Consider the following 24,151-nt stretch of genomic DNA (forward strand, 5'->3'; position numbering starts at 1 on the left):
GGAAAACGCCGGGAGCGGCGATATTGTAGACATATGGGATGCCGGCAGCAGCGCTCCGCGGAGGATGACATGACAGAACAAAAGACACTCGCCAGCCTTTCGGTGCTGGTGCAGAGCGGCAAGCTGGATCCGGTGGAACTCGCCAAGGAAACCTATGCGGCGATCGACGCCCACGGCGATTACGCCATCTTTGTCGAGCTGACACCGGAGCGCGCGACACGGGATGCGGAGGCTGCCTCCAAGCGCCTGAGGGCCGGGCGGTCGCTCGGCCTGCTCGACGGCCTGCCGGTCGCCTGGAAGGATCTGTTCGACACCGCCGGCAGCGTCACGAACGCCGGCTCGGCGGTGCTACGCACGAACGCGCCGGCAACAAGCGACGCGCCCGTGGTCGCCGCCGTCTCCGCCGCCGGCATGGTCAGTGTCGGCCGCACCAATCTCAGCGAATTCGCCTTCTCCGGCCTTGGCATCAACCCGCACTACGGCACGCCGCGCAACCCCGCCGCCACCGACGTCGAGCGCATTCCCGGCGGCTCGTCGTCGGGCTCGGCGGTCGCGGTTGCGGCCGGGCTGGTGCCGGCGGCCATCGGTACCGACACCGGCGGCTCCGTCCGCATTCCCGCAGCCTTCACCGGCATCGTCGGCTACAAGGCGACACGCGGCCGCTATGCGATGAAGGGCATCTTTCCGTTGGCGGAAAGCCTGGATTCGCTCGGGCCCCTTTGCCACACGGTGCAGGATGCCGTCTGGGTGGACGCCGCCATGCATGGGCTGACGGCGCCGACCGTGCGCCGCGCAGATCTTACGGGCGTCGCGCTGGTGATCCCGGAAACGGTGGTCTTCGACGATGCGGAACCGGAGGTCGTCGAAGCCTTCGAGGACGCGATCAAGCGGCTCGAAAAGGCGGGCGTTGCCGTCAGCCGCCGCGCTTTCCCGTCCTTCTCGGCGGTGTTCGGGTTGATGGCCCGCCACGGCGCCCTGGTAACGGCCGAGGCCTATGCGCTGCACCGCGAGCGTCTCGCCGGCCCTGAAGCAAACGCGATCGATCCGCGCGTCGTAGCCCGCACCCGGCTCGGCGAGAAGATCACCATGCCCGACTACATCGCTCTCCTCGACGCGCGCGACCAGCTGATCCACGAGACGGTCGAAAGCCTGAGGCCGAACGAACTCATCGCCCACCCAACGCTGCCGCATGTCGCCCCGCCGATCGCGCCGCTTCTCGAAGACGACGAATTGTTCTTCAAGATCAACGGCAAGACGCTGCGTAACACGTCGATCGGCAACTTCCTGGATTTCTGCGGCATCTCCATTCCCTGCGGGCTCGGAGCGGCGGAAATGCCGGTCGGCTTCCAGCTTGCGGCCCCACATCATCAGGACGACAGGCTGCTTTCGGTGGCGCTTTCGGCCGAGGCGATCATCCGGGGTGAGGCATGATCGTCTGTTTCGATATCGGTGGCTCGGCAATCAAGGGCGCGATCGTGCATTCGCGCGACCGGATCTTTCCGTTGCCGCGCCGAACCACGCCACTTACCAATTTCCGCCAGTTCGTGCAGGCGCTCGAATCGGTCCTGGACGAAGCGGGCGGACATCCGGCCTGCGTGGCGATCTCGATCACGGGCGTCATCGATCCCGAGACGCAGCGCATCAAATGCGCCAACATCCCCTGCATCGACGGTCGCGAACTGGTCGCCGAGCTGGAGGCAGCGCTGCATCTTCCGGTGAAGATCGCCAATGACGCCGACTGTTTTGCGCTGGCCGAGGCCGGCGCGGGTGCCGGACGCGGCCACCGCATCGTCTTCGGCGCCATCCTCGGCACCGGCGTCGGCGGCGGCCTGGTCATCGACGGCCGGCTGATCAATGCCGACGGCGGCTTTGCCGGCGAATGGGGCCATGGTCCGGCGATCGCGTCGGAAGCCGGCGATCCGCCCATCGCCATTCCCGCCTATGCCTGCGGCTGCGGCCAGAAGCGCTGCGTCGATACCGTCGGCGGTGCCCGCGGGCTGGAACGCCTGCACCAGACCGCCCACGGCAAGACGCTTTCGAGCCACGAGATCATCGAAGCCTGGAAGACTGGCGACGCCGAAGCCAAGCGCACGGTCGACCTTCTCGTCGACCTCGTCAGCTCGCCGCTCGCGCTGGTCATCAACATCACCGGCGCGACGATCGTGCCCGTCGGCGGCGGCCTTTCCAATGCCGAGGAGCTGCTAGCCGAGATCGACAGGGCAGTGCGTAGCCGGATTCTGAGACAGTTCGACCGGCCGCTGGTCGTGCGCGGCGAATGCCGGATCGAGCCCGGCCTGATCGGCGCGGCGCTGCTCGGGCTTTCAGGAGACAAGGTATGAGCGACATCAAACTCGAAGTCTGCGTCGACGACGCGGACGGACTTTACGCGGCCATCGAAGGCGGTGCCGATCGAATCGAGCTTTGCGCCGCCCTTTCCGTCGGCGGCCTCACGCCCAATCCCGGTCTGATGGCGCTGGCTGGCCCGCCGCCCGTGCCCGTCTACGCGATGATCCGGCCGCGGCCGGGCGATTTCATCTTCTCGATCGCCGACCTCGACGTGATGCGCCGCGATATCGACGCGGCGCGAGACGCGGGTCTGGCCGGTGTCGTGCTCGGCGCGTCGCTAGCCGATGGCCGGCTCGACGCATCGATGCTCATCAAGCTCACCGGCCACGCGGCCGGGCTCGGCATGACGCTGCACCGGGCGTTCGATCTCGTGCCGGATTTTGCCGAGGCGATGGAGACAGCGGTGGAACTCGGCTTCGAACGCATCCTGACCTCGGGCGGCGCGAAGAGCGCGCCGCAGGCGATCGACCGCCTGACGGAAATCACCGAGCGCGCAGCCGGGCGATTGTCGATCATGCCCGGGTCGGGCGTGACGCTGGACACGGTCGACGCCCTCCTCGGCAATCTTGCTGTCGGCGAGGTTCACTCCTCCTGCTCCGTTCGTGAGCCGGCTCAGGATCCGCGACTGGTGGAGATGGGCTTCGTCTCCGCCGACCGGCGTCGCACCGATGCGGACACGGTGCGGGCGATGAAGGCGAAGCTTGCGGCCCATAGCCCGCGCTAACAAAGAAGCCCCAAAGAAAAAGACCCGGAGAGCGAAACGCATTCCGGGTCTTTTTGTCAGGTCTTTGTTGTCCGTGACGTCGCAATCAGGCTGCGTAAACCTGAGTGCCGCCGATCCAGGTGGAACCCATGCCGAGTTCCGGCGTGAGCAGCACGAAATCGGCATCCGCTCCGGGCTTCAGCCGGCCCTTGTGGGTGGCGAGGCCCATGGCGTCGGCCGGATAGGCGGAGGCCATGCGCAGCGCTTCCTCGACCGGCAGGCCGAGCTTTTCGTGCACGAAACGAACCGAGGACAGCATGTCGATGTCGGCGCCGGCGAGCGTGCCGTCGGCAAGCGTCAGGCGGCCGCCCTCGCGCAGGATTTCGCGACCGTTGAGCTGGAAGCTCTTCATGTCGGTGCCGATCGGCGACATCGCGTCGGTGACCAGGAAGATCTGGCCCGGCCCCACCTTGGCGCGCAGCGCCACGCCCATCGACGCCGGCTCGACGTGATAGCCGTCGGCGATCATGCCCGCATGCAGCGTGCCGGTGGCAAGCGCTGCACCGACCACGCCCGGCTCACGATGGCCGAGGCCGCTCATGGCGTTGAAGAGATGGGTTACCGTGCGTGCGCCCGCCTTGGCATAGGCGACCGCAATTTCATAGCCGACATCCGTATGGCCGAGGCTGACGACGGCGCCGGCGTCGGTGAGCGCCCGCACCTGTTCCTTCGTGGCGTTTTCCGGCGCCACGGTCACCATCAGGACGCCGAGCGCCCTGGCGCAATCGAGCATTTCGGCGAGATCGGTGTCGTCCATCGGGCGGATCAGTTTCGGATCGTGCGCACCCTTGCGCGCGACCGAAAGATGCGGGCCTTCGAGATGCAGCCCGAGGAAACCGGGCACGCCGGCAGCTTTGGCCTCAAGGCCGGCCTTGATGGTGGCGCTTCTAATTTCGCGCGTATCGGTGATCAGCGTCGGCAGAAGTGCCGTCGTGCCGAACTGGGCATGGGCCGAGCAGATCTGCCGGATGCCTTCAACCGTCGGCTCTTCGTTCAGAAGCGCACCACCGCCGCCGTTGACCTGCAGGTCGATGAACCCCGGCGCCAAAAGCATGCCGTGGGCATCGATCCGCTCGGCATCGGCGGGAACGTCGGCTGACGCCACGATCGCCTTGACCCTGCCGGTCTCGATCACGAGGGCGCAGCCGTCGTGCCATTCGACGCCGTCGAACAGGCGGGCGCCGGTGATTGCCTTCCTCTCGCTCATCTCGTCTCCGTTACCTTCTTGAGGCTTGCCGGCGCATCGGGGTTGAGACCGCGCGAACGCGACCAGGCCTCGACGAACCCGTAGAACGGCAGGATCAGCGTCAGCGCGTCGGTGATCGGGTGACCGGTCTCGACGAAGGGCAGACGCTTGGCCTTGGCGGCGAGGTTCGAGGTAGCATGAACCACTGCGCCCTTTTCCGCCATACCGTCGGCTATGCCGGCAACCGACGTCTCGGCCGCATCACGGGCGGCAAGTGTCAGCACCGGGAACTTGGCGCCGACGAGCGCCACCGGCCCGTGCAGCACTTCGGCCGCCGAATAGGCTTCCGCATGCATGCCGGAGGTTTCCTTGAACTTCAGCGCCGCTTCGCTGGCGATGGCGAGCGCCGGGCCGCGGCCGAGCACGTAGAGCGATTCGGCTTCGCCGAGATCGTCGGCAAAGGCCTGCCAGTCGAGCTTGACGGCCTTGGCAAACTGGTTCGGCAGGTCGGCGACCGCGCGCTGAAGGGCTGCGTCGCCGGTCCATTCGCCGAGCACGGCAAGGCCGGCGACGATCGAGTTGACGTAAGACTTGGTGGCGGCAACCGCGATTTCCGGACCGGCCAGGATGTCGAGCGGGTTGGTGCAAGCCTCGGAAATCGGCGAGGGCAGCGTGTTGGTAAGCGCGATCGAGACCGCGCCGGCATCGGTTGCAGCCTTCGCCATGGCGACGATGTCCGGGCTCTTGCCCGACTGCGAAATCGCGATCGCTGCCGCGCCGCCGAGCTTCAGCTTGGCGCCGTAGATCGAGGCCAGCGACGGGCCGAGCGAAGCGACGGGCACGCCGGCCTGCAGCTCGATCGCATATTTGAGGAACAGCGCCGCATGGTCGGAAGAGCCGCGGGCAATGGTGACGAGGAAGGCCGGATCCTTGGCGCGGAGTGCCGCACCGGCAGCCTTGAGCTGGTCGGCGGAGCGTTCCAGCAGACGCTGGGCGGCTTCGGGGATCTCGTCGATTTCTCGGCGCATATTGGTCTGCATGGTCAATTCCCTTTCTTGGCGGAGCCGTCGCTTTAGGATTCCGACAGCGTCAGTTCCGCGACAAAGTCATAGGCGTCGCCCCGGTAGAGCGAACGGGTGAATTCGACGACGCGTCCCGATGCCAGATAGGAGACGCGTTCAATGGAAAGGCCGGCTGAGCCGACGGCAACGCCAAGCATCGAGGCATCCGGGTCCTTGATGTTGCAGGCGGAGATGCGCTGGACCGCACGGACCGGGCGCGAGCGTGTCTTGTCGAGGGCCGTATAGAGCGACGAGGTGACGGCTTGGGGATCCGGCAGGAACTCCGCCGAGATGCTGGCGCGCTCGATCGCGAGCGGCATGTCGTCGGCGATACGCAGGCGCCCAAGGCGCGCGACCAGCGCGTCGGCCGGCAGGCCGAGCGCCATCATTTCGTCCGGCGAGGGATGAAACAGGCCGCGCTCCAGCCAGCGCGCGTGGGTGTTCAAGCCGCGGCGGGCCATGTCCTCGGTAAAAGAGGTCAGTCGCGACAGCGACTGCTGTACCTTGGAGACCGGCTTGACGACGAAGGTGCCGGAGCCGTGGCGGCGAACCAGCAGCCCGTCGCGCACAAGGTCGTCCACGGCCTTGCGCACGGTGACGCGGCTGATGTTGGCGTAGTCGGCAAGGTCGCGTTCCGGCGGCAGAGCGTCGCCGTGGTTGAGCTTGCCCGACTGGATCGCGTCTTCGAGCGATTGCCTGAGCTTGAGATAGAGCGGCCCCGACCCTCCGGACTGCAGGCCCTCGAGCGGCAGAATGGAAGCGAGCTGGTGCGTCATGCGCCTGCCCTCGCCTGGGTGCCGAAACGCTGGGCGGCAACGGCGACTGATCCGGTCAGTGCGTCGGCCTCCGCCTCGACAAGCAAGGCCTGATGCCGATCGGCAAGCCAGGGGCGATAGAGCGGCGCCAATCCGCCGAGAAGGCACAATCTGTCGCAGCCCCTTGCGACGACGACATCAAGTGCCTCGTCCACTGTAAGCGCAGCGGCTTTCAGGATGCGCACGGCAACCGGATCACCGGATGCGGCCCCCTCGAACACGCGCGGCGCATAGCGACCGAATTCTCCGGGCTTGGCGAGGCGGGCGAAATCGACGACGTCCCGCGCGTCGTTGTTGAATTCGGCAAGGACCGATTCCGTCACCGCCGAGGCTTCATGAATATTGTCGAAGGCAAGCAGGCTTTCCTGCAGAAGCGCGTGGCCGATGCGGGCGCCGCTGCCATGGTCACCGATTGTGAAGCCCCAACCGCCGACATAGCTGACGGTTTCGCCCTGGCGCAGGATATAGATGCTGCCGGTACCGAGAATGGCGACCGCGCCGTCACGATTGCCGAGCGCGCCCTGGAGGGCGATCAAGCCATCGGATTCGATGTCGGCGGCGGCGAACGGCAGGCGGCGCTTCACATAATGCACGGCGTCACCGACATTGTGCCCGGCGACACCGACGATCGCCTTGGCGGCGCTAATACCCTGGGGATCAAGGCCCGCCTCTACGAAAGCGGCGCGTGCGGCCTCACCGATATTGGCAAGCGCGGTTTCCGGATCCGTCAGGATATTGGCGGCGCCGGACTTGCCGCGCCCGAGAATGCGCCCGTCCGCCGTTGCCACGGCAGCCCGGCAGCTCGTTCCGCCGCCATCGATTCCGATCAGGTAATTTGTCATGAGCACCTCCGCCCATTGAGGATACCAAAAAAATACCAATATCCAAGCCTGAATCCGCCCACCGTTTCGATTTCGTTGCAATACATTGAAATCTAAGGGCTAATTTAGCTGTTTAGTTTTTTCAGACGCCAAAACTTAAATTCTGCTGGACAATTGGTATTTTTTTGGCATTAATTTGACCAAGAGGAGACACAACCCATGCCGTCAGCCAAGACCGAAGAGCGCCACGACAACGCCAAAGGCCTGGATCTTATGCATCCGGCGCTGGCGCTCCGGCTGCTCGCGTCCGGCCAGCAGGCGGCCGCCAAGGCCGTCGACGCGGCGATCGAGTCGATCTCGGCTGCCGCATCGATCGCGGCCGAATCCCTCGCATCCGGCCGGCGTCTCGCCTATGCCGGCGCCGGCAGTTCCGGCCTGATGGCCATGGCCGATGCGCTCGAACTGCCCGGCACCTACGGCATTGCCCAGGGCCAGATCGTCGTTCTGCTTGCCGGCGGCACCGCCAGCCTCAGCGACCTTGCAGGTGGCTATGAAGACGACATGGACCTTGCCCGTGAAGACGTGCGCAAGGCCGGCATCGGCGCTGGCGACTGCCTCGTTTCCGTTTCCGCCAGCGGCTCCACCCCTTACGCGCTTGCTGCGGCCGACGAGGCCCGCAAGCTCGGCGCCAAGGTGATCGGGGTCGCGAACAATCCGGGTGCGGCGCTGTTCAAGGACGCCGACGTTTCGATCCTTCTGCAGACGCCGCCGGAAGTGGTTTCCGGCTCGACCCGCATGGGCGCCGGCACCGCGCAGAAGATCGCCTTCAACATGTTCTCGACGCTTGTCGGCATTCAGCTCGGCCACGTGCTCGACGGCCACATGGTCAACCTGCGCGCCGACAACATCAAGCTGCACGGCCGCGCAATCCGCATCGTTACCGACATTACCGGCATCAGCGCTGCCGAGGCCGGCCGGCTGATCAACATGGCCTCCGGCTCGGTCAAGGTCGCGATCCTGCTCGCCTCTGGCGCGAAGGACGTTGCGGTCGCGGAGGCGGCACTGAAAGAGACCAGGCAGAATCTGCGCCAGGCGATCGACATCGTCTCGGCCTGAGTAATTCCGGGATCCAAACCGCGCCGGAGGGCGCTTATAAAGAGGGAGAAACTGCATGATCCGTACGACAATCAAAGGCCTGCTGCTCGCTTCGAGCATTCTCGGCACGGCCGGGCTGGCGCACGCCGAGGACGTGACGCTGACCATCGAAAGCTGGCGCAACGACGACCTGGCGATCTGGCAGGAAAAGCTGATCCCGGCCTTCGAAGCCAAGCACCCGGGCATCAAGGTCAAGTTCGCGCCGACCGCGCCGACCGAGTACAACGCCGCGCTCAACGCCAAGCTCGACGCCGGCTCCGCAGGCGATCTCATCACCTGCCGTCCGTTCGACGCCTCGCTCGAGCTTTACAACAAGAAGCACCTCGCCGACCTGACGGGTCTGGCCGGCATGGAGAACTTCTCGCCGGTCGCCAAGTCCGCCTGGACCACCGACGACGGCAAGGCCACGTTCTGCGTGCCGATGGCTTCGGTCATCCACGGCTTCATCTACAACAAGGACGCGTTCGACCAGCTCGGCATCCAGATCCCGACGACGGAAGCGGAATTCTTCGCCGCCCTCGACAAGATCAAGGCCGACGGCAACTACATCCCGATGGCGATGGGCACCAAGGACCTCTGGGAAGCCGCGACCATGGGCTACCAGAACATCGGCCCGACCTACTGGAAGGGTGAAGAAGGCCGCGCCAAGCTGATCAAGGGCGAAGAGAAGCTGACCGACGAAGCATGGGTCGAGCCCTATCGCGTTCTTGCCAAGTGGAAGGATTATCTCGGCGACGGCTTCGAAGCCCAGACCTATCCGGACAGCCAGAACCTCTTCACGCTCGGCCGCGCTGCCATCTACCCGGCCGGCTCGTGGGAAATCGGCCTGTTCAACACGCAGGCCCAGTTCAAGATGGGCGCCTTCCCGCCGCCGGTGAAGAACGCCGGTGACGCCTGCTACATCTCCGACCACAATGACATCGGTGTCGGCCTGAACGCCAAGAGCGCGCATGCCGAAGAAGCCAAGAAGCTGCTGACCTGGATCTCCTCGCCGGAATTCGCCGAAATCTACGCCAACGCGCTGCCGGGCTTCTTCAGCCTGAACTCGCAGCCGGTGAAGATGGCCGATCCGCTGGCGCAGGAATTCGTTTCCTGGCGCGAAAAGTGCAAGCCGACGATCCGCTCGACCTACCAGATCCTGTCGCGCGGCACGCCGAACCTGGAAAACGAGACCTGGGTCGAATCGGCCAACGTGATCAACGGCACGGATACGCCTGAGGTTGCCGCCGAGAAGCTGCAGAAGGGCCTCGACGGCTGGTACAAGCCGGCGAAGTAAGACGTAAGCGCAACAGGTTCCCTCCCCTTGACGGGGGAGGGTCGGCCCTACAGCGCCGCACGTCCTGGACGTGCATAGAGCACCTTAAGCCGGATGGATTTAAGGATGCCGTGGGGACCGGGCGGGGCGACATGCCGAATGACGGCACTCCCCCAGCCGAAGCGTCACCGGCCTCCCCCAGTGGGAGGCCACCGACGCAGTCGTTTGCAAAAGAACGCGATAGACTTAACCTTCGTCATGAGCCCTCGATAAAGGGGCAGACGACATGCGGCGCGACCGGCCGCGTGGCGCCGGTGCGCATCATGATTGCCTGGGGACCGGTCTTCTAGAAACGGATGGATCCATGAGTGACGCTCTTTCAGTGCAAGACGGACAGCCGACCGCAAGGCGGCCGAAACGCTGGCACATCCTCGTCTTCCTGCTGCCGGCCTTCCTGGTCTATTCGGCGGTGATGATCCTGCCGTTGATCGAAACGCTCAGGCTTTCGCTGTTCAACACGGTCGACGGCCAGCCGGCCTTTGTCGGCCTTGCGAATTTCCAGACGCTGTTCGGCGACGAACGCTGGGCGCACGATTTCTGGAACGCGCTGAAGAACAACGTCATCTTCTTCATTATCCATATGTGCGTGCAGAACCCGATCGGCGTCGCGCTCGCCGCCATGCTGTCGATCCCGAAGCTGCGCTTCGTGACCTTCTACCGCACGGCGATCTTCCTGCCGACGCTGCTCTCCTTCGTGATCGTCGGCTTCATCTGGAAGCTGATCCTGTCGCCGATCTGGGGCGTTGCGCCCGGCATGCTCGATCTCGTCGGCCTGAAGTCGCTGTTTGCCCCCTGGCTCGGCAAGCCCGGTTCGGCGCTCGTCACCGTGTCGCTGATCTCGGTCTGGCAATATGTCGGCATCCCGATGATGCTGATCTATGCCGCCCTGCTCAACATTCCGGATGAGGTGATCGAGGCTGCCGAATGCGACGGTGTCACCGGCTGGAGCCAGTTCTGGAAGATCAAACTGCCGCTGATCCTGCCGGCGATCGGCATCATCTCGATCCTGACCTTCGTCGGCAACTTCAACGCCTTCGACCTGGTCTACACGGTGCAGGGCGCGCTTGCCGGCCCGGACGGCTCGACCGACATTCTCGGCACGCTGCTCTACCGCACCTTCTTCGGTTTCCAGCTGCAGCTCGGCGACCGCTCGATGGGCGCGACGATCGCCACGGTGATGTTCCTCATCATCCTCGCCGGCGTCTCGCTCTACCTCTTCGTCATTCAGCGCCGCATGCGCCGCTACCAGTTCTGAGGAGACCGGAGATGTCGAAAGCACGCGATTCATTTCTCCGCACCGGCTTCGTGCATGCAGCGCTCATCGCCTACACGCTCATCTCGCTGTTCCCGGTGTTCCTGACGATCATCAACTCGCTCAAGGATCGCAACGCGATCTTCCGGGCGCCGCTGACGATCCCGACGCCGCAGACCTTCAGCCTGATCGGCTATGAAACGGTCCTCGGCCAGGGCGATTTCGCCACCTATTTCCAGAACAGCTTCATCGTCACGATCGTCTCGATCGCGCTGGTGCTGCTCTTCGGGGCGATGGCCGCCTTCGCGCTGTCGGAATACCGCTTCCGCGGCAACACGCTGATGGGGCTTTATCTCGCGATCGGCATCATGATCCCGATCCGCCTCGGCACCGTCGCCATTCTGCAGGGCATGGTCGCTGCCAACCTCGTCAACACGCTGACGGCGCTGATCCTCGTCTATACCGCCCAAGGCCTGCCGCTGGCGATCTTCATTCTCTCGGAGTTCATGCGCACGGTCTCCGATGACCTGAAGAACGCCGGACGCATCGACGGGCTGTCGGAATATTCGATCTTCTTCCGCCTGGTTCTGCCGCTCGTCCGGCCGGCCATGGCAACGGTCGCGGTCTTCACCATGATCCCGATCTGGAACGACCTCTGGTTCCCGCTGATCCTCGCGCCGGCGGAAGCGACCAAGACGGTGACGCTCGGCTCGCAGATCTTCATCGGCCAGTTCGTCACCAACTGGAACGCGGTTCTGGCGGCGCTGTCGCTCGCCATCCTTCCGGTTCTCGTCCTCTACGTCATCTTCTCGCGGCAACTGATCCGCGGCATCACGGCAGGAGCAGTCAAGTGAGTGCAAGCAGCAAACCGGTCCGGGTCCTCGTCGCGGGGCTCGGCAACATGGGGCGCAGCCACGCGCTCGCCTATCACAACAATCCCGGCTTCGAGATCGTCGGCCTCGTCAACCGCTCCAAGGTGCCGCTGCCGGAAGAACTTGCCGGCTACGAAATCCATCCGAACTTCGAGAAGGCGCTGGCCGAACTGAAGCCGGATCTCTGCTCGATCTGCACCTATTCGGATAGCCATGCCGACTTTGCGGTCATGGCGTTCGAGGCCGGCGCCGACGTCTTCGTCGAAAAGCCGCTCGCGACCACCGTCGCCGACGCCGAGCGCGTCGTCGCGGCGGCGAAGAAGCACGGCCGCAAGCTGGTGATCGGCTACATCCTGCGCCATCACCCCTCGTGGATCCGGCTGATCGCCGAAGCGCGCAAGCTCGGCGGCCCCTACGTCTTCCGCATGAACCTGAACCAGCAGTCGAGCGGCCCGACCTGGGAGACGCACAAGTCGCTGATGAAGACGACGTCGCCGATCGTCGATTGCGGCGTGCACTATGTCGACGTCATGTGTCAGATCACCGACGCCAAGCCGGTGGAAGTGCGCGGCATGGGGCTTCGCCTCTCCGACGAGATCGCACCGGACATGTACAATTACGGCCACCTGCAGGTGATCTTCGAGGATGGCTCGGCCGGCTGGTACGAAGCCGGCTGGGGGCCGATGATCTCGGAAACCGCCTTCTTCGTGAAGGACGTGATGTCGCCGAAGGGATCGGTGTCGATCGTCATGGACCAGAACGCCAAGTCCGACGACATCGACATGCACACCAAGACCGCGGTGATCCGGCTGCACAATGCCGAAACCGGTCCCGACGGCCGATTCCTCAAAGCCGACGAGGACCTGAAGATGGACGGCGAGCCCGGCCACCAGGAACTCTGCGACCGCGAACAGGCCTATGTGCTGAAGGCCATTCGCGAAAACATCGACCTCGACCGTCACATGAACGACGCCGTGCAGTCGCTCCGCATCTGCCTTGCTGCAGACGAAAGCGTGCGCACCGGCAGACCAGTCAAACTTTAAAGGGGGCAACCAGGTGGGATCGCTTCAACTCAAATCCATCCGCAAGGCCTACGGTAGCCATGAGGTGCTGAAGGGCATCGACCTCGAGGTGAAGGACGGCGAATTCGTCATCTTCGTCGGCCCGTCCGGCTGCGGCAAGTCGACCTTGCTGCGCACCATCGCCGGTCTCGAGGACGCGACCTCCGGCAGCGTGCAGATCGACGGCACGGAAGTCGGCCATGTGGCGCCCGCCAAGCGCGGCATCGCCATGGTGTTCCAGTCCTACGCGCTCTATCCGCACCTGTCGGTGAAGGACAATATGGGCTTGGGCCTGAAGCAGGCAGGCGCGCCGAAGGCGGAGATCGAGGACAAGGTCGGCAAGGCAGCGAGCATGCTGTCGCTCGATCCCTACCTCGCTCGTCGCCCGGCCGAGCTTTCCGGCGGCCAGCGCCAGCGCGTGGCGATCGGCCGCGCGATCGTGCGCGAACCGAAGCTCTTCCTGTTCGACGAGCCGCTTTCGAACCTCGATGCGGCGCTGCGCGTCAACACCCGGCTCGAGATTGCCCGGCTGCATCGCAGCCTGAAGGCAACGATGATCTACGTGACCCACGACCAGGTGGAGGCGATGACGCTCGCCGACAAGATCGTCGTCTTGAACGCCGGCAAGATCGAGCAGATCGGCTCGCCGATGGACCTCTACAACAGGCCTGCCAACGTCTTCGTCGCCGGCTTCATCGGCTCGCCGCAGATGAACTTCATCGAGGGCGCCAGGCTCGGCGATGTCAAAGCCAAGACGATCGGCATCCGCCCGGAGCACATGGCGCTTTCGCGCGAGAGCGGCGACTGGAAGGGCAAGGTAGTGCATGTCGAGCACCTCGGCGCCGACACCATCGTCTACATCGACAGCGAGCAGGTCGGCACCATCACCGTCCGCCTCTTCGGCGAACATCGCTACGCGCCTGACGACATCGTCTATGCGACGCCGACCGTCGGCGCCATGCACCGTTTCGGCGACGACGACCGCGTTCTCGCCTGATCCGCTTTGAGGCCGAGGCCTCATCACAGCTACGTGAAAAGCAACCGCCATGGGCCTAACCCCCTGTGGCGGTTGCTTTATTTTTTGATTGTCCGCGCTGAACGACTCTGTTGCACCGCAAAGCAATTTAACATACATTTGTGTTTGTATATTAGCTTTCCGGTATTTTCCCCAAGCGATACCGGTTCTGCTCCCCTTCACTTCCGGACCGTACGGGCACCTTGCGAGATGCACCTGTCGCCTGCGGTCACCGAATATGGACATCGCTATGCGCATGAACCGACCGACACTGGCCGCCGCCTTGGCAACTGTGATTCTTCTTTCCGGCTGCCAGAAAGAGGAAGCACAACAGGGCGCCGCCGCATTCCCACCGTCCGCCGTCGCGGTCTTCACGACCAAGGCCGAAACCCTGCCGATCACCAACGAGCTGCCGGGCCGCATCGCCGCGACCCGCGTCGCCGAGGTCCGTCCGCGCGTTTCCGGCATTGTCGTCGAACGCGTCTTCCAGCAGGGCTCCAAGGTCAATGAGGGCGATGTGCTTTACCGCATCGATCCTGCGCCCTTCCGCGTTCAGGTCGAAAAGGCGGAGGCAACGCTTCGGCGCGCCCAATCCATTCGCCAGCAGGCCCAGCAGAAGGCCGATCGCCAGGAACAGCTGAGGAAGGCGAACGTCGTCGCCGCGCAGCAATTGGAAGATGCGGCTGCGCTGCTTGCGACCGCCGACGCCGATGTCGCGATCGCCGAAGCCGGCCTCGCGGCGGCCAAGCTCGACCTGCAATATGCCGACGTGACGGCGCCGATCAGCGGCCGCATCGGCCGTGCGCTGATCACCGAAGGCGCGCTTGTCAGCACCAACAGCTCGGAAAACCTCGCGACGATCCAGCAGCTCGACCCGCTCTACGCCGACTTCACCCAGTCGGCGACCGACCTCATCCGCCTGCGCAAGGCGCTCGAGGACGGCAAGATGATGAACGGCGACGGCGAGGAAGCCGAAGTCCAGCTCGTGCTCGACGACGGCACGGCCTACGAGCACAAGGGCAAGCTCCTGTTCTCGGAAGCCGCCGTCGATGCGACGACCGGCCAGGTAACCCTGCGCGGTGAGTTCCCGAACCCCGACAACGACCTGCTTCCCGGCATGTATGTTCGCGTGCTCGTGCAGCAGGGCGTCGAGAAGGACGCGATCACCGTTCCGCAGCAGGCCGTCCAGCGCAACAATGCCGGCCAGTCGCAGGTCTATATCGTCGGCGCCGACAACAAGGTCGAGTTCCGCAACGTGACCCTCGGCCGCACGATCGGCACCCGCTGGCAGGTGACCTCCGGTCTCAAGGCCGGCGAGAAGGTCATCGTCGAGGGCTTCCAGAAGATCGGCCCCGGTGCCCCCGTCGAACCGACGGACTGGAACCCGGACGCCAAGCCGACTGCCGAAGCAGCGCAGACGACGGCCTCTGCCGACGAAAAGCCCGCTGAAGCCACAAAGTGAGTGCTGACTAATGCCCAGTTTTTTCATCGACAGGCCTATTTTTGCCTGGGTGGTGGCGATCTTCATCATGCTCGCCGGCATCATCGCGATACCGCTTCTGCCGGTATCGCAATATCCTGATGTCGCACCGCCGCAGATCTCCATCAACACGAGCTATCCCGGGGCGTCGTCCCAGGACACCTACCAGAGCGTCACTCGGCTGATCGAAAATGAGCTGAACGGAGTCGAAGGCCTGCTCTATTTCGAGTCGACCTCCAGCGCCTCCGGCTCGGTCGAAATCAGCGCCACCTTTGCACCGGGCACCGACCCGGGACAGGCGGCCGTCGACATTCAGAATCGCGTTCGCCGCGTCGAACCGCGCCTGCCCGATTCGGTCAAGCGCCAGGGCGTGCAGGTCGATGAAGCCGGCTCCGGCTTCCTGATGATCGTCGCGCTCACCTCGACCGACGGCCAGATGGATGCCATCGCTCTCGGCGACTATCTCAGCCGCAACGTTCTGAACGAAGTCCAGCGCGTGCCCGGCGTCGGCCGTGCGCAGCTGTTTGCCACCGAACGCTCGATGCGCATCTGGCTCGATCCGGACAAGATGCTCGGCCTCAACCTGACGGCTGCCGACGTCACCAATGCGATCCAGGCCCAGAACGCCCAGATCGCATCCGGCTCGATCGGCGCCCAGCCGAACCCGATCACACAGCAGATCAGTGCCCCCGTCGTCGTCAAGGGCCAGCTGTCGAGCGCCGAGGAATTCGGAGCGATCGTGCTTCGCGCCAATCCGGACGGTTCCTCCGTTCGGCTGCGCGATGTCGCCCGCGTCGAAATCGGCGGCGAGAGCTATGCGTTCTCGACCCGCCTGAACGGCAAGCCGTCCGCGGCTATCGCCGTGCAGCTGTCGCCGAGCGGCAACGCCATGTCGACATCGGCCGCGATCAAGGAGCGCATGGACGAACTGTCGAAGTTCTTCCCGCAGGGTCTCGAATATTCGGTTCCCTACGACACTTCGCCGTTCGTTGCCGTTTCGATCGAGAAGGTGCTTAAGACGCTGCTCGAAGCCGTCGCGCTCGTCTTCGTCGTGATGTTCCTGTTCCTGCAGAACATCCGCTACACCATCATCCCGACGCTCGTCGTTCCGGTCGCCCTGCTCGGCACCTGCGCGGTGATGCTGGCGATGGGCTTCTCGATCAACGTGCTCACCATGTTCGGCATGGTGCTGGCGATCGGTATTCTCGTCGACGATGCGATCATCGTCGTCGAAAACGTCGAACGCATCATGTCCGAAGAGGGACTGACGCCGAAGGATGCAACCCGCAAGGCGATGAAGCAGATCACCGGCGCCGTCATCGGCATCACGCTGGTTCTGGCTTCGGTGTTCATTCCGATGGCCTTCTTCCCGGGCGCCGTCGGCGTGATCTATCGCCAGTTCTCGCTGACGATGGTCGTGTCGATCCTGTTCTCGGCGCTGCTTGCCCTGTCGCTGACGCCGGCGTTGTGCGCCAGCTTCCTCAAGCAGGTTCCCAAGGGCCACCACCACGCCAAGCGCGGCTTCTTCGGCTGGTTCAACCGCTCGTTCGACAAGACCTCGCACGGCTATAGCGGCATCGTGAAGCGTCTGGTCCACCGGACCGGCCGTTACATGATCGTCTATGTCGCCGTGCTTGCCGGCCTCGGCTGGCTGTTCATGAAGCTGCCGTCGTCGTTCCTTCCAGACGAAGACCAGGGCTTCGTGATCGTCATGATGCAGCTCCCCTCCGAGGCGACGGGCAACCGTACGACTGAGGTGGTGGAGCAGGCCGAGAACATCTTCGGCACGGAGCCGGCTGTCGAACGCATCATCGCGATCAACGGCTTCTCCTTCTTCGGCACCGGACAGAACGCAGCGCTCGCCTTCGTGACGCTGAAGGACTGGAGCGAACGCGACGCCGACAATGCTGCCCAGTCGATTGCCATGCGGGCAACGATGGCGATGAGCCAGATCAAGGATGCGATCAGCTTCGCGCTGTCGCCGCCGGCGATCCAGGGACTCGGCACCACAGGCGGCTTCTCCTTCCGTCTGCAGGATCGCGGCGGTCTCGGCGAGGCGGCTCTGTCGCAGGCCCGCGACCAGCTTCTCGGCCTTGCGGCTGAGAGCAAGATCGTCACCGGCGTTCGTTTCGAAGGCATGCCCGATGCGGCTCAGGTCAGCGTGACCATCGACCGCGAGAAGGCCAACACCTTCGGCGTGACCTTCGCCGATATCAACTCGACGATCTCGACCAACCTTGGCTCGTCCTATGTCAACGACTTCCCGAATGCCGGCCGCATGCAGCGCGTGACGGTGCAGGCGGACGAGGGTCAGCGCATGCAGACGACTGATCTGCTGAACCTCAACGTTCGCAACGCCAATGGCGGCATGGTGCCGCTCTCGGCCTTTGCGACCGTCGAGTGGGTCAAGGCATCGACCCAGACGATCGGCTACAACGGCTACCCGTCGGTGCGTATCAGCGGCGAAGCAGCCCACGGCTACTCGTCGGGTGACGCGATCGCCGAGATGCAGAGGCTTGCGGGCGAGCTCCCGGCAGGCTTCGGCTACGAGTGGACCGGCCAGTCCCTGCAGGAAATCCAGTCCGGTACCCAGGCGCCTCTCCTGATCGCGCTGTCGTGCCTTCTGGTCTTCCTGTGCCTTGCCGCCCTCTATGAGAGCTGGTCGATCCCGGTCGCGGTGATCATGGTCGTTCCGCTCGGCGTCATCGGCTCGGTTCTCGCCGTGATGATGCGCGACATGCCGAACGACGTGTACTTCAAGGTCGGCCTGATCGCGATCATCGGCCTCTCGGCCAAGAACGCGATCCTGATCATCGAGTTTGCCAAGGAACTGCGCGAGCAGGGCAAGTCGCTGATCGACGCGACGCTGGAGGCGGCACACTTGCGCTTCCGGCCGATCCTGATGACGTCGCTGGCCTTCACGCTCGGCGTTCTGCCGCTGGCGATCGCCACGGGTGCCAGCTCCGGCAGCCAGCGCGCCATCGGCACGGGCGTCATGGGCGGGATGATCTCGGCAACGGTGCTCGCCATCTTCTTCGTTCCTGTATTCTTCGTGTTCGTCACGAAGCTCTTCAGCCGAAAGAAGGTGGAAAACACACCGACAGCCGCAGAAAACCCCACACCCGCCGAGTAAAACAAGATTGGACGGCCCGCCTCTGGCGGGCCGTCGCATGAGGAGGAATGAATGCGCCGAACAAAGGCCGATGCAGAAGCAACGAGGCAGAAGATCCTGAGCGCCGCCGAGCGCGTCTTCTACGAAAAGGGCGTCTCGAACACGACGCTGGAAGAAATCGCCAAGGCCGCCGGCGTGACCCGTGGCGCCATCTACTGGCACTTCGCCAACAAGACCGACCTGTTCCTCGCGCTGCACGACGCTGTGCCCCTGCCGCAGGAAGACATGGTCGCCCGCGAGATCGAAGCGGAAGCTGCCGACACCCTCTCCATCCTCGAAGGCGCCATGGGCGACTGGTTGGATGTTCTCGCCGCCGACGAGCAGCGCCAGCGCATCCTTACGATCATGCTGCGCACCAATTACGACGGCGACCTCGGCGAGGTGCTCGCCCGCCAGAAGGAACTCGACGAGCACCATAACGTCGTGCTCGAACTCGCTTTTTCCCGCGCGCTCGCCAAGGGGCAGATGCACGAGACCTGGACCCCGGCCTCGGCGACGCGGACGCTGCACTGGATGATGCTGGGGCTCTGTACGGAATGGCTGCTGTTCGGCCGCCGCTTCGACCTTACGGCCGAGGGGCGCGAAGGGTTGAGCCGGCTCTTTGCCAGCTTCCGCGCGCCGGCCGTTACGGCAACGGCCGTCGCCGCACGCCTGTAACCACCGTAGCCGGCACCCCAGAGAGTACCGGCTACACAAGGGCCTTCCGGACCCCTTAGCTGAATACCACGGTCTTGTGGCCGTTTAGCATGGCGCGCCGCTCCAGGTGCAGCTTGACGGCGCGCGCCAGCACCCGGCTTTCGATATCGCGACCGGTGGCGACGAAATCTTCCGCTGTCAGCGCATGGCTGACGCGCTCCGTCTCCTGCTCGATGATAGGCCCCTCGTCGAGGTCCGGCGTCACGTAATGCGCGGTCGCCCCGATCAGCTTCACCCCGCGCTCATGCGCCTGATGATAGGGCTTTGCCCCCTTGAAGCTCGGCAGGAACGAGTGGTGGATGTTGATCGCCTTGCCGTAGAGGCGCCTCGACAGATTGTCCGAGAACACCTGCATGTAGCGGGCGAGGATGACGAGATCGGCGCCGGTCTCCTGAACCAGGCGCAGAAGCCTCTCCTCCTGCTCGGCCTTGTTGTCCTTCGATACCGGCCAACAGTGATAGGCGAGCCCTTCGGCTTCGGCCGTGCGCCGGCTGTCTTCGTGGTTGGAGACGATGGCGACGACCTCCGCGTTCAGCCAGCCCACACGGATCTGGTAGAGCAGGTGCAGCAGCGCGTGGTCGAACCTGGAGACGAGAACGAGGATCTTCGGTTTGACCGCAGCATCCGTGAGCGTGGTCCGCATCTGGAAACGCTCGACGGCCGGGCGAAGCGCGCGCTCGACATCACCGGCCTGAACGCTCGCTGCAACCTGAAAGGCGATGCGCATGAAGAAGCTGTTGGTCCTGGTATCCCAAAACTGGTTGCTCTCGGCGATGTTTGCGCCAAGGGCGGCAAGTTCCGTGGTGACGGCGGCGACGATGCCGGGTTTGTCGTCGCAGGACAGGACAAGAATGAAAGTCTTCGGCGCCATGATCTCCTCCGATTGCAGCCGTTTCGGACGAGGCTTCCAGCCCCTTCCCTAGGGTTGCCTATGAGGAGTTGAACGCGCCGGCAATCGTTCCGGCCGCGGCGGCTGACGCTTTCTATCATCCTGATGGAAAGGCGCCCGGGAGCATGAAATGCCCCCGGGCGCTGCAAGATTCGTCGCATCCGGCTTTCGAGGTTTTCTGAGAGGATTCCATCAGAAAACCCGATGTGCACGACTGGATCAGTGCGCCTCGTCCCAGTTGGTCGCCGCGCGCGCGTCGACCTTCAGCGGCACCTTCATGTCGAGCGCCGGCATGGCGGCGTTCTCCATCACCGAGACGACGACCGGAATGGTCTTTTCGACCTCGGCGTCCTCGACTTCGAAGATCAGTTCGTCGTGCACCTGCAGCAGCATGCGAGCCGAAAGCTTCGCCTCGGCAAGCGCCGGTTCCATCTTGACCATGGCGCGGCGGATGATGTCGGCGGCCGAACCCTGGATCGGCGCGTTGATCGCTGCGCGCTCGTTAAAGGCGCGATGCGAGGGGATCGACGAGCGGATGTCGGGATAATGCGCGCGACGGCCGAAGATCGTCTCGACGTAGCCGTGCTCGCGGGCAAACACCTTGGTGCCTTCCATGTAGTCGCGAATGCCCGGGAAGCGCTCGAAATAGCGCTTGATGTAGTCGCTGGCTTCCGAGCGTTCGATCGACAGCTGGTTGGCAAGACCGAAGGCAGAGATGCCGTAGATGATGCCGAAGTTGATCGCCTTGGCGCGCCGGCGGATTTCGCTGGGCATGCCCTCGACCGGCACGCCGAACATTTCCGATGCGGTCATCGCATGGATGTCGACGCCGTCGGCGAAGGCCTGGCGCAGCTGCGGGATATCGGCGACGTGAGCGAGCACGCGCAGTTCGATCTGGCTGTAGTCGGCCGAGAGCAGCTTGTGGCCGGGCGTCGCGATGAAGGCGGTTCGGATCTTGCGGCCTTCGGCGGTGCGCACCGGAATGTTCTGCAGGTTCGGGTCGGACGACGACAGGCGGCCGGTGGTCGTGGCGGCAAGCGCGTAGGACGTGTGCACCCGCTTCGTCTGCGGATGGACGAAGCCCGGAAGCGCATCGGTGTAGGTGGACTTGAGCTTGGTCAGCTGCCGCCAGTCGACGATCTTGCGCGGCAGTTCGTGCCCTTCGGCTGCCAGGTCTTCCAGAACCTGCGCCGAGGTCGACCATTGCCCGGTCTTGGTCTTCGAGCCGCCGGCAAAGCCCATCTTGCCGAAGAGGATATCGCCGAGCTGCTTCGGCGAGCCGATGGTGAAGGTTTCGCCGGCGAGCTTGTAGATCTCGTCCTCGAGACCGGCCGCACCCTGGGCGAGCTCGCCCGAAAGCCGCGACAGGATCTGTCGGTCGACGGTGATGCCGCGGTCTTCCATGCGTGCCAGAACGTCAACCAGGGGCCGCTCCAGACGCTCATAGACGCGCGTCAGCCCCTTGGCGGCCAATCGGGCCTTCAGGATATGCCAGAGCCGCAACGTGACGTCCGCGTCCTCGGCCGCGTAGGCGGTCGCCCGGTCAATGTCGACGAAGTCGAAGGTCACCGACGACTTGCCGGTTCCGGTGATGTCCTTGTAGGCGATCGGCTTGTGGTTCAGCCAGCGCTCGGACAGTGAGTCCATGCCATGGGTGCCGTTGCCGGCATCGACGACGTAGGACATCAGCATCGTGTCGTCGAAGCATTCGACGGTGACGCCGTGCCGCCTCATCACGAGGTAGTCGTATTTCAGGTTCTGCGCGACCTTGAGGACGGAGGGGTCCTCCAGCAGGCGCTTCAGCCGGCTCAAGGCTTCGGCGACCGGGATCTGGTTTTCGGCGAGCCCGCCGCCGAGCAGGTCGCCGACGCCCGTCTTGTGGATCAGCGGCACATAGGCCGCCCGGATCGAAGCGCCGGTCGGATCGGCCTTGTGGTCGGCGATCGCCAGCGAGAAGCCGACGAGGTCGGCCTGCATGGCATCGAGCGAGGTCGTTTCCGTGTCGAAGCCGACGACACCGGCTTCGCGCGCGTCCGATATCCACCGGTCGAGGGTGGCGATGTCGCGGATCGTCACATACGCGCTCCGATCCATCGGCGCCTTGGCGAAGATTTCAGCGCGCGCGGCAGCGAGCGCCTCGGGCGTCGCGTCCGCGCCATTCGCTTCGGCGCCACGCGACAGGACGGCGGCCGCTTCCGCGGCCTCGCCACGGGCGACAGCCGCGGTGGAAGAGCCTTCGCTGACCTTTTCCGCTCCGTCGCCCTTGTCGAGATCAGGGCCGCGCGCATCGGCGCCCCATTCCACCGGCACTGCGGCTGCTTCGACGGCATCGGCGTCCGTGCCGGTCGCAGCGGCGACACGACGCGTCAGCGTGGTGAATTCCATCGCCTTCAGGAAGGCGATCAGCTTCGGACCGTTCTGCGGCTCCAGGCTCAGCTCTTCCAGCGGAACGTCGAGCGGCGTGTCGGTCTTGAGTTCGACGAGCTGTCGCGACAGGCGGGCAAGATCGGCATTGGCGATGATGTTTTCGCGGCGCTTGACCTGCTTGATCTCGCCGGCGCGGGCCAGCAGCGTTTCGAGATCGCCGTACTCTTCGAGCAGCTGTGCGGCCGTCTTCGGGCCGATGCCGGGAATGCCGGGCACGTTGTCGGTGGAATCACCGGTCATCGCCTGCAGGTCGATCATCTTTTCCGGCGGCACGCCCCATTTCTCGATCACTTCCGGGATCGAGATCTGCTTGTCCTTCATGCTGTCGTACATCGACACGTTCGAGGTCACGAGCTGCATCAGGTCCTTGTCGGACGAGACGATGGTGACGTCGGCGCCGGCGGCTTCTGCAAGCCGGGCGTAAGTGGCGATCAGGTCGTCGGCCTCATAACCTTCCTTCTCGATGCAAGGCAGGTTGAAGGCGCGGGTCGCGTGACGGATTAGGCCGAACTGCGGGATCAGATCTTCCGGCGGCGCCGTGCGGTTTGCCTTGTACTGATCGTAGAGCGCGTTGCGGAAAGTCTTCGACGAATAGTCGAAGATAACCGCAAAATGGGTGGGCGTAACGCCGACCGACGTGTCGCGCGCATCGGTGAGCAGCTTCCACAACATGTTGCAGAAACCCGATACCGCGTTGACCGGAAGGCCATCGGATTTGCGGTTGAGCGGCGGGATGGCGTGGAACGCCCGGAAGATGAATCCGGAGCCGTCGACGAGGAAGAGATGATCACCGTTTTTCATGGGCAAATGGATAGCGCGGGGCAAGCCAAAGGTCCATTGCGGTTTTCCCGCCAGACACTACATTCTCCACCGGTCGCGGTAGCCGGGATCGCCACCGCGGATTGCGGAAACGGGGGCCGATTTCGCCCTGGGATCGAGCGCCCGAAGGCTTCGCAAGCGGCCATTTAGCTTCACGCAAACGTTACGTATTTGTAATGTCCGATTCAGCCCTGGTATCCTTGAAAAGCCACATTTGAATCCTCAAATCTTACTCAACGGCACCGAGTGATGCCGTCTTCTGGTGATTGGCCTGTCCCCCGCCCGCACCAGATGAGGACAAAGGCCTTATCCCCCTCTCCGGGCCTTTGTCCCGTTTTCAAAAGACCGTCACGGCGCCGCCTCCGCACCGTGACGGTTTTTTGTTTGTGCCGTCCGATCACCTCCACTCAAATCCCGGTGAACCCCGACAGTCTCAAGGTCCATCGCCTGCATTGTAACTTGTCTTCATGGCGGTTCGGGCGTACCGATAGGCATGGCCTTCAATCGTATGGAATCTGCGACCTACCTGGCCAGCCTGCTGGCGAAGAGCTTTTCGCGCGCGCTTCACGAGCGCGGCCAGAAGCTTGGTTTCGCGCCAGGTCAGTTTCCCATCCTGCTCGAGCTTTGGGCCGAAGAGGGCCTGACGCAGAAACAGCTGCTCGATCGGCTCGACATCGAACAGGCGACGATGGCCAACACGCTCGCTCGCATGGAGCGTGACGGGCTCATCCTGCGCCGCAAGCATCCGCAGGACAAGCGCTCGCAGCAGATCTACCTGACCGATAGGGCAAAGGAGATGGAGGCGGCCGCCAAGGAGGCAGCGCTTGCCGCCGACCAGTCGCTGCTTGCCGGCCTCAGGAATTTCGAGCGCGAACTGATGCTCGAATATATGCGCATGGCGCTCGCCAGCGTGGCACGCGGCGACAGTCGCGCCTGACGCGCCATCGCCCGGCCTGATCGTTCCATCAAAAAATTTGGCTTAAAGCGGGCGTGCGCCCGTTCTAAA

Annotated in this window: 19 protein-coding genes; 13 read left to right on the forward strand and 6 right to left on the reverse strand. The window is 64.2% G+C overall.

Annotated features, from left to right (window positions below; all coding sequences use genetic code 11):
• The first annotated feature begins 69 nt into the window (after positions 1 to 69).
• From OKW20_RS06890 to OKW20_RS06900, 3 genes are read left to right on the forward strand one after another with little or no spacing between them, the layout of a single operon-like run.
• Complete coding sequence (locus OKW20_RS06890; RefSeq protein WP_429171031.1) at positions 70 to 1,431, forward strand: amidase; 1,362 nt, start codon at positions 70 to 72, stop codon at positions 1,429 to 1,431.
• Positions 1,428 to 2,339 carry an ROK family protein gene (locus tag OKW20_RS06895; RefSeq protein ID WP_429171032.1) on the forward strand — a complete coding sequence of 304 codons (912 nt, stop codon included), beginning with the start codon at positions 1,428 to 1,430 and terminating at the stop codon, positions 2,337 to 2,339. Before OKW20_RS06890 ends, OKW20_RS06895 begins: the two co-directional genes overlap by 4 nt.
• Positions 2,336 to 3,070 (forward strand): copper homeostasis protein CutC, encoded by a 735-nt coding sequence (locus OKW20_RS06900; protein WP_429171034.1) that lies wholly within the window; start codon positions 2,336 to 2,338, stop codon positions 3,068 to 3,070. The genes OKW20_RS06895 and OKW20_RS06900 overlap by 4 nt, the downstream gene beginning before the upstream one ends.
• Positions 3,071 to 3,155: 85 nt before the next feature.
• On the opposite strand, the gene nagA is transcribed toward OKW20_RS06900, so the two are convergent.
• The 4 genes from nagA to OKW20_RS06920 are packed head-to-tail and all read right to left on the reverse strand — an operon-like array spanning position 3,156 to position 7,013.
• Positions 3,156 to 4,316 (reverse strand): N-acetylglucosamine-6-phosphate deacetylase, encoded by a 1,161-nt coding sequence (nagA, locus tag OKW20_RS06905; RefSeq protein WP_429171036.1) that lies wholly within the window; start codon positions 4,314 to 4,316, stop codon positions 3,156 to 3,158.
• Positions 4,313 to 5,335 (reverse strand): SIS domain-containing protein, encoded by a 1,023-nt coding sequence (locus OKW20_RS06910; protein ID WP_043626593.1) that lies wholly within the window; start codon positions 5,333 to 5,335, stop codon positions 4,313 to 4,315. Before OKW20_RS06910 ends, nagA begins: the two co-directional genes overlap by 4 nt.
• A 32-nt stretch (positions 5,336 to 5,367) precedes the next feature.
• Positions 5,368 to 6,132, reverse strand: a complete 765-nt coding sequence (locus OKW20_RS06915; RefSeq protein WP_034804855.1) for a GntR family transcriptional regulator — start codon at positions 6,130 to 6,132, stop codon at positions 5,368 to 5,370.
• A complete protein-coding gene (locus tag OKW20_RS06920) occupies positions 6,129 to 7,013 on the reverse strand; it encodes a BadF/BadG/BcrA/BcrD ATPase family protein (RefSeq protein WP_429171039.1) in 885 nt (294 codons plus the stop codon). Before OKW20_RS06920 ends, OKW20_RS06915 begins: the two co-directional genes overlap by 4 nt.
• Before the next feature lie 198 nt (positions 7,014 to 7,211).
• Between OKW20_RS06920 and OKW20_RS06925 the strand changes: the two genes are divergently transcribed.
• From OKW20_RS06925 to OKW20_RS06965, 9 genes are all read left to right on the forward strand, one after another.
• Entirely contained in the window at positions 7,212 to 8,108 is an 897-nt protein-coding gene (locus OKW20_RS06925; protein WP_429171041.1) for an N-acetylmuramic acid 6-phosphate etherase, read from the forward strand.
• A gap of 55 nt (positions 8,109 to 8,163) precedes the next feature.
• Entirely contained in the window at positions 8,164 to 9,423 is a 1,260-nt protein-coding gene (locus OKW20_RS06930; RefSeq protein WP_043626606.1) for an ABC transporter substrate-binding protein, read from the forward strand.
• Between the two features lie 343 nt (positions 9,424 to 9,766).
• Positions 9,767 to 10,717: a carbohydrate ABC transporter permease gene (locus OKW20_RS06935; protein WP_043626608.1), complete on the forward strand. Its 951-nt coding sequence runs from the start codon at positions 9,767 to 9,769 to the stop codon at positions 10,715 to 10,717.
• Positions 10,718 to 10,728: 11 nt separating this feature from the next.
• On the forward strand, positions 10,729 to 11,568 hold the full coding sequence (locus tag OKW20_RS06940; protein ID WP_429171043.1) for a carbohydrate ABC transporter permease: 840 nt from the start codon (positions 10,729 to 10,731) through the stop codon (positions 11,566 to 11,568).
• Positions 11,565 to 12,629 carry a Gfo/Idh/MocA family protein gene (locus OKW20_RS06945; protein WP_043626615.1) on the forward strand — a complete coding sequence of 355 codons (1,065 nt, stop codon included), beginning with the start codon at positions 11,565 to 11,567 and terminating at the stop codon, positions 12,627 to 12,629. The genes OKW20_RS06940 and OKW20_RS06945 overlap by 4 nt, the downstream gene beginning before the upstream one ends.
• 13 nt (positions 12,630 to 12,642) lie before the next feature.
• Positions 12,643 to 13,644 (forward strand): ABC transporter ATP-binding protein, encoded by a 1,002-nt coding sequence (locus OKW20_RS06950; RefSeq protein ID WP_192448217.1) that lies wholly within the window; start codon positions 12,643 to 12,645, stop codon positions 13,642 to 13,644.
• A 256-nt stretch (positions 13,645 to 13,900) separates the two neighbouring features.
• Positions 13,901 to 15,124, forward strand: a complete 1,224-nt coding sequence (locus OKW20_RS06955) for an efflux RND transporter periplasmic adaptor subunit (protein ID WP_402323680.1) — start codon at positions 13,901 to 13,903, stop codon at positions 15,122 to 15,124.
• Between the two features lie 10 nt (positions 15,125 to 15,134).
• A complete protein-coding gene (locus OKW20_RS06960) occupies positions 15,135 to 18,275 on the forward strand; it encodes a multidrug efflux RND transporter permease subunit (protein ID WP_429111852.1) in 3,141 nt (1,046 codons plus the stop codon).
• A 51-nt stretch (positions 18,276 to 18,326) separates the two neighbouring features.
• Positions 18,327 to 18,971 carry a TetR family transcriptional regulator gene (locus OKW20_RS06965; protein ID WP_043622665.1) on the forward strand — a complete coding sequence of 215 codons (645 nt, stop codon included), beginning with the start codon at positions 18,327 to 18,329 and terminating at the stop codon, positions 18,969 to 18,971.
• Between the two features lie 55 nt (positions 18,972 to 19,026).
• Here OKW20_RS06965 and purU read toward each other — a convergent pair whose 3' ends face one another.
• The gene (purU, locus tag OKW20_RS06970) at positions 19,027 to 19,881 is read right to left on the reverse strand and encodes a formyltetrahydrofolate deformylase (RefSeq protein WP_052202009.1); all 855 of its coding nucleotides are present in this window, start codon (positions 19,879 to 19,881) and stop codon (positions 19,027 to 19,029) included.
• 237 nt (positions 19,882 to 20,118) lie between these two features.
• Complete coding sequence (polA, locus tag OKW20_RS06975; RefSeq protein ID WP_429171045.1) at positions 20,119 to 23,127, reverse strand: DNA polymerase I; 3,009 nt, start codon at positions 23,125 to 23,127, stop codon at positions 20,119 to 20,121.
• A gap of 511 nt (positions 23,128 to 23,638) precedes the next feature.
• On the opposite strand from polA, the gene OKW20_RS06980 reads away from it, so the two are divergent.
• Entirely contained in the window at positions 23,639 to 24,082 is a 444-nt protein-coding gene (locus OKW20_RS06980) for a MarR family winged helix-turn-helix transcriptional regulator (RefSeq protein ID WP_429171047.1), read from the forward strand.
• The last annotated feature ends 69 nt before the right edge of the window (positions 24,083 to 24,151 follow it).

It is taken from the genome of Ensifer sp. LBL, assembly GCF_050435225.1.
Classification (GTDB): domain Bacteria; phylum Pseudomonadota; class Alphaproteobacteria; order Rhizobiales; family Rhizobiaceae; genus Ensifer.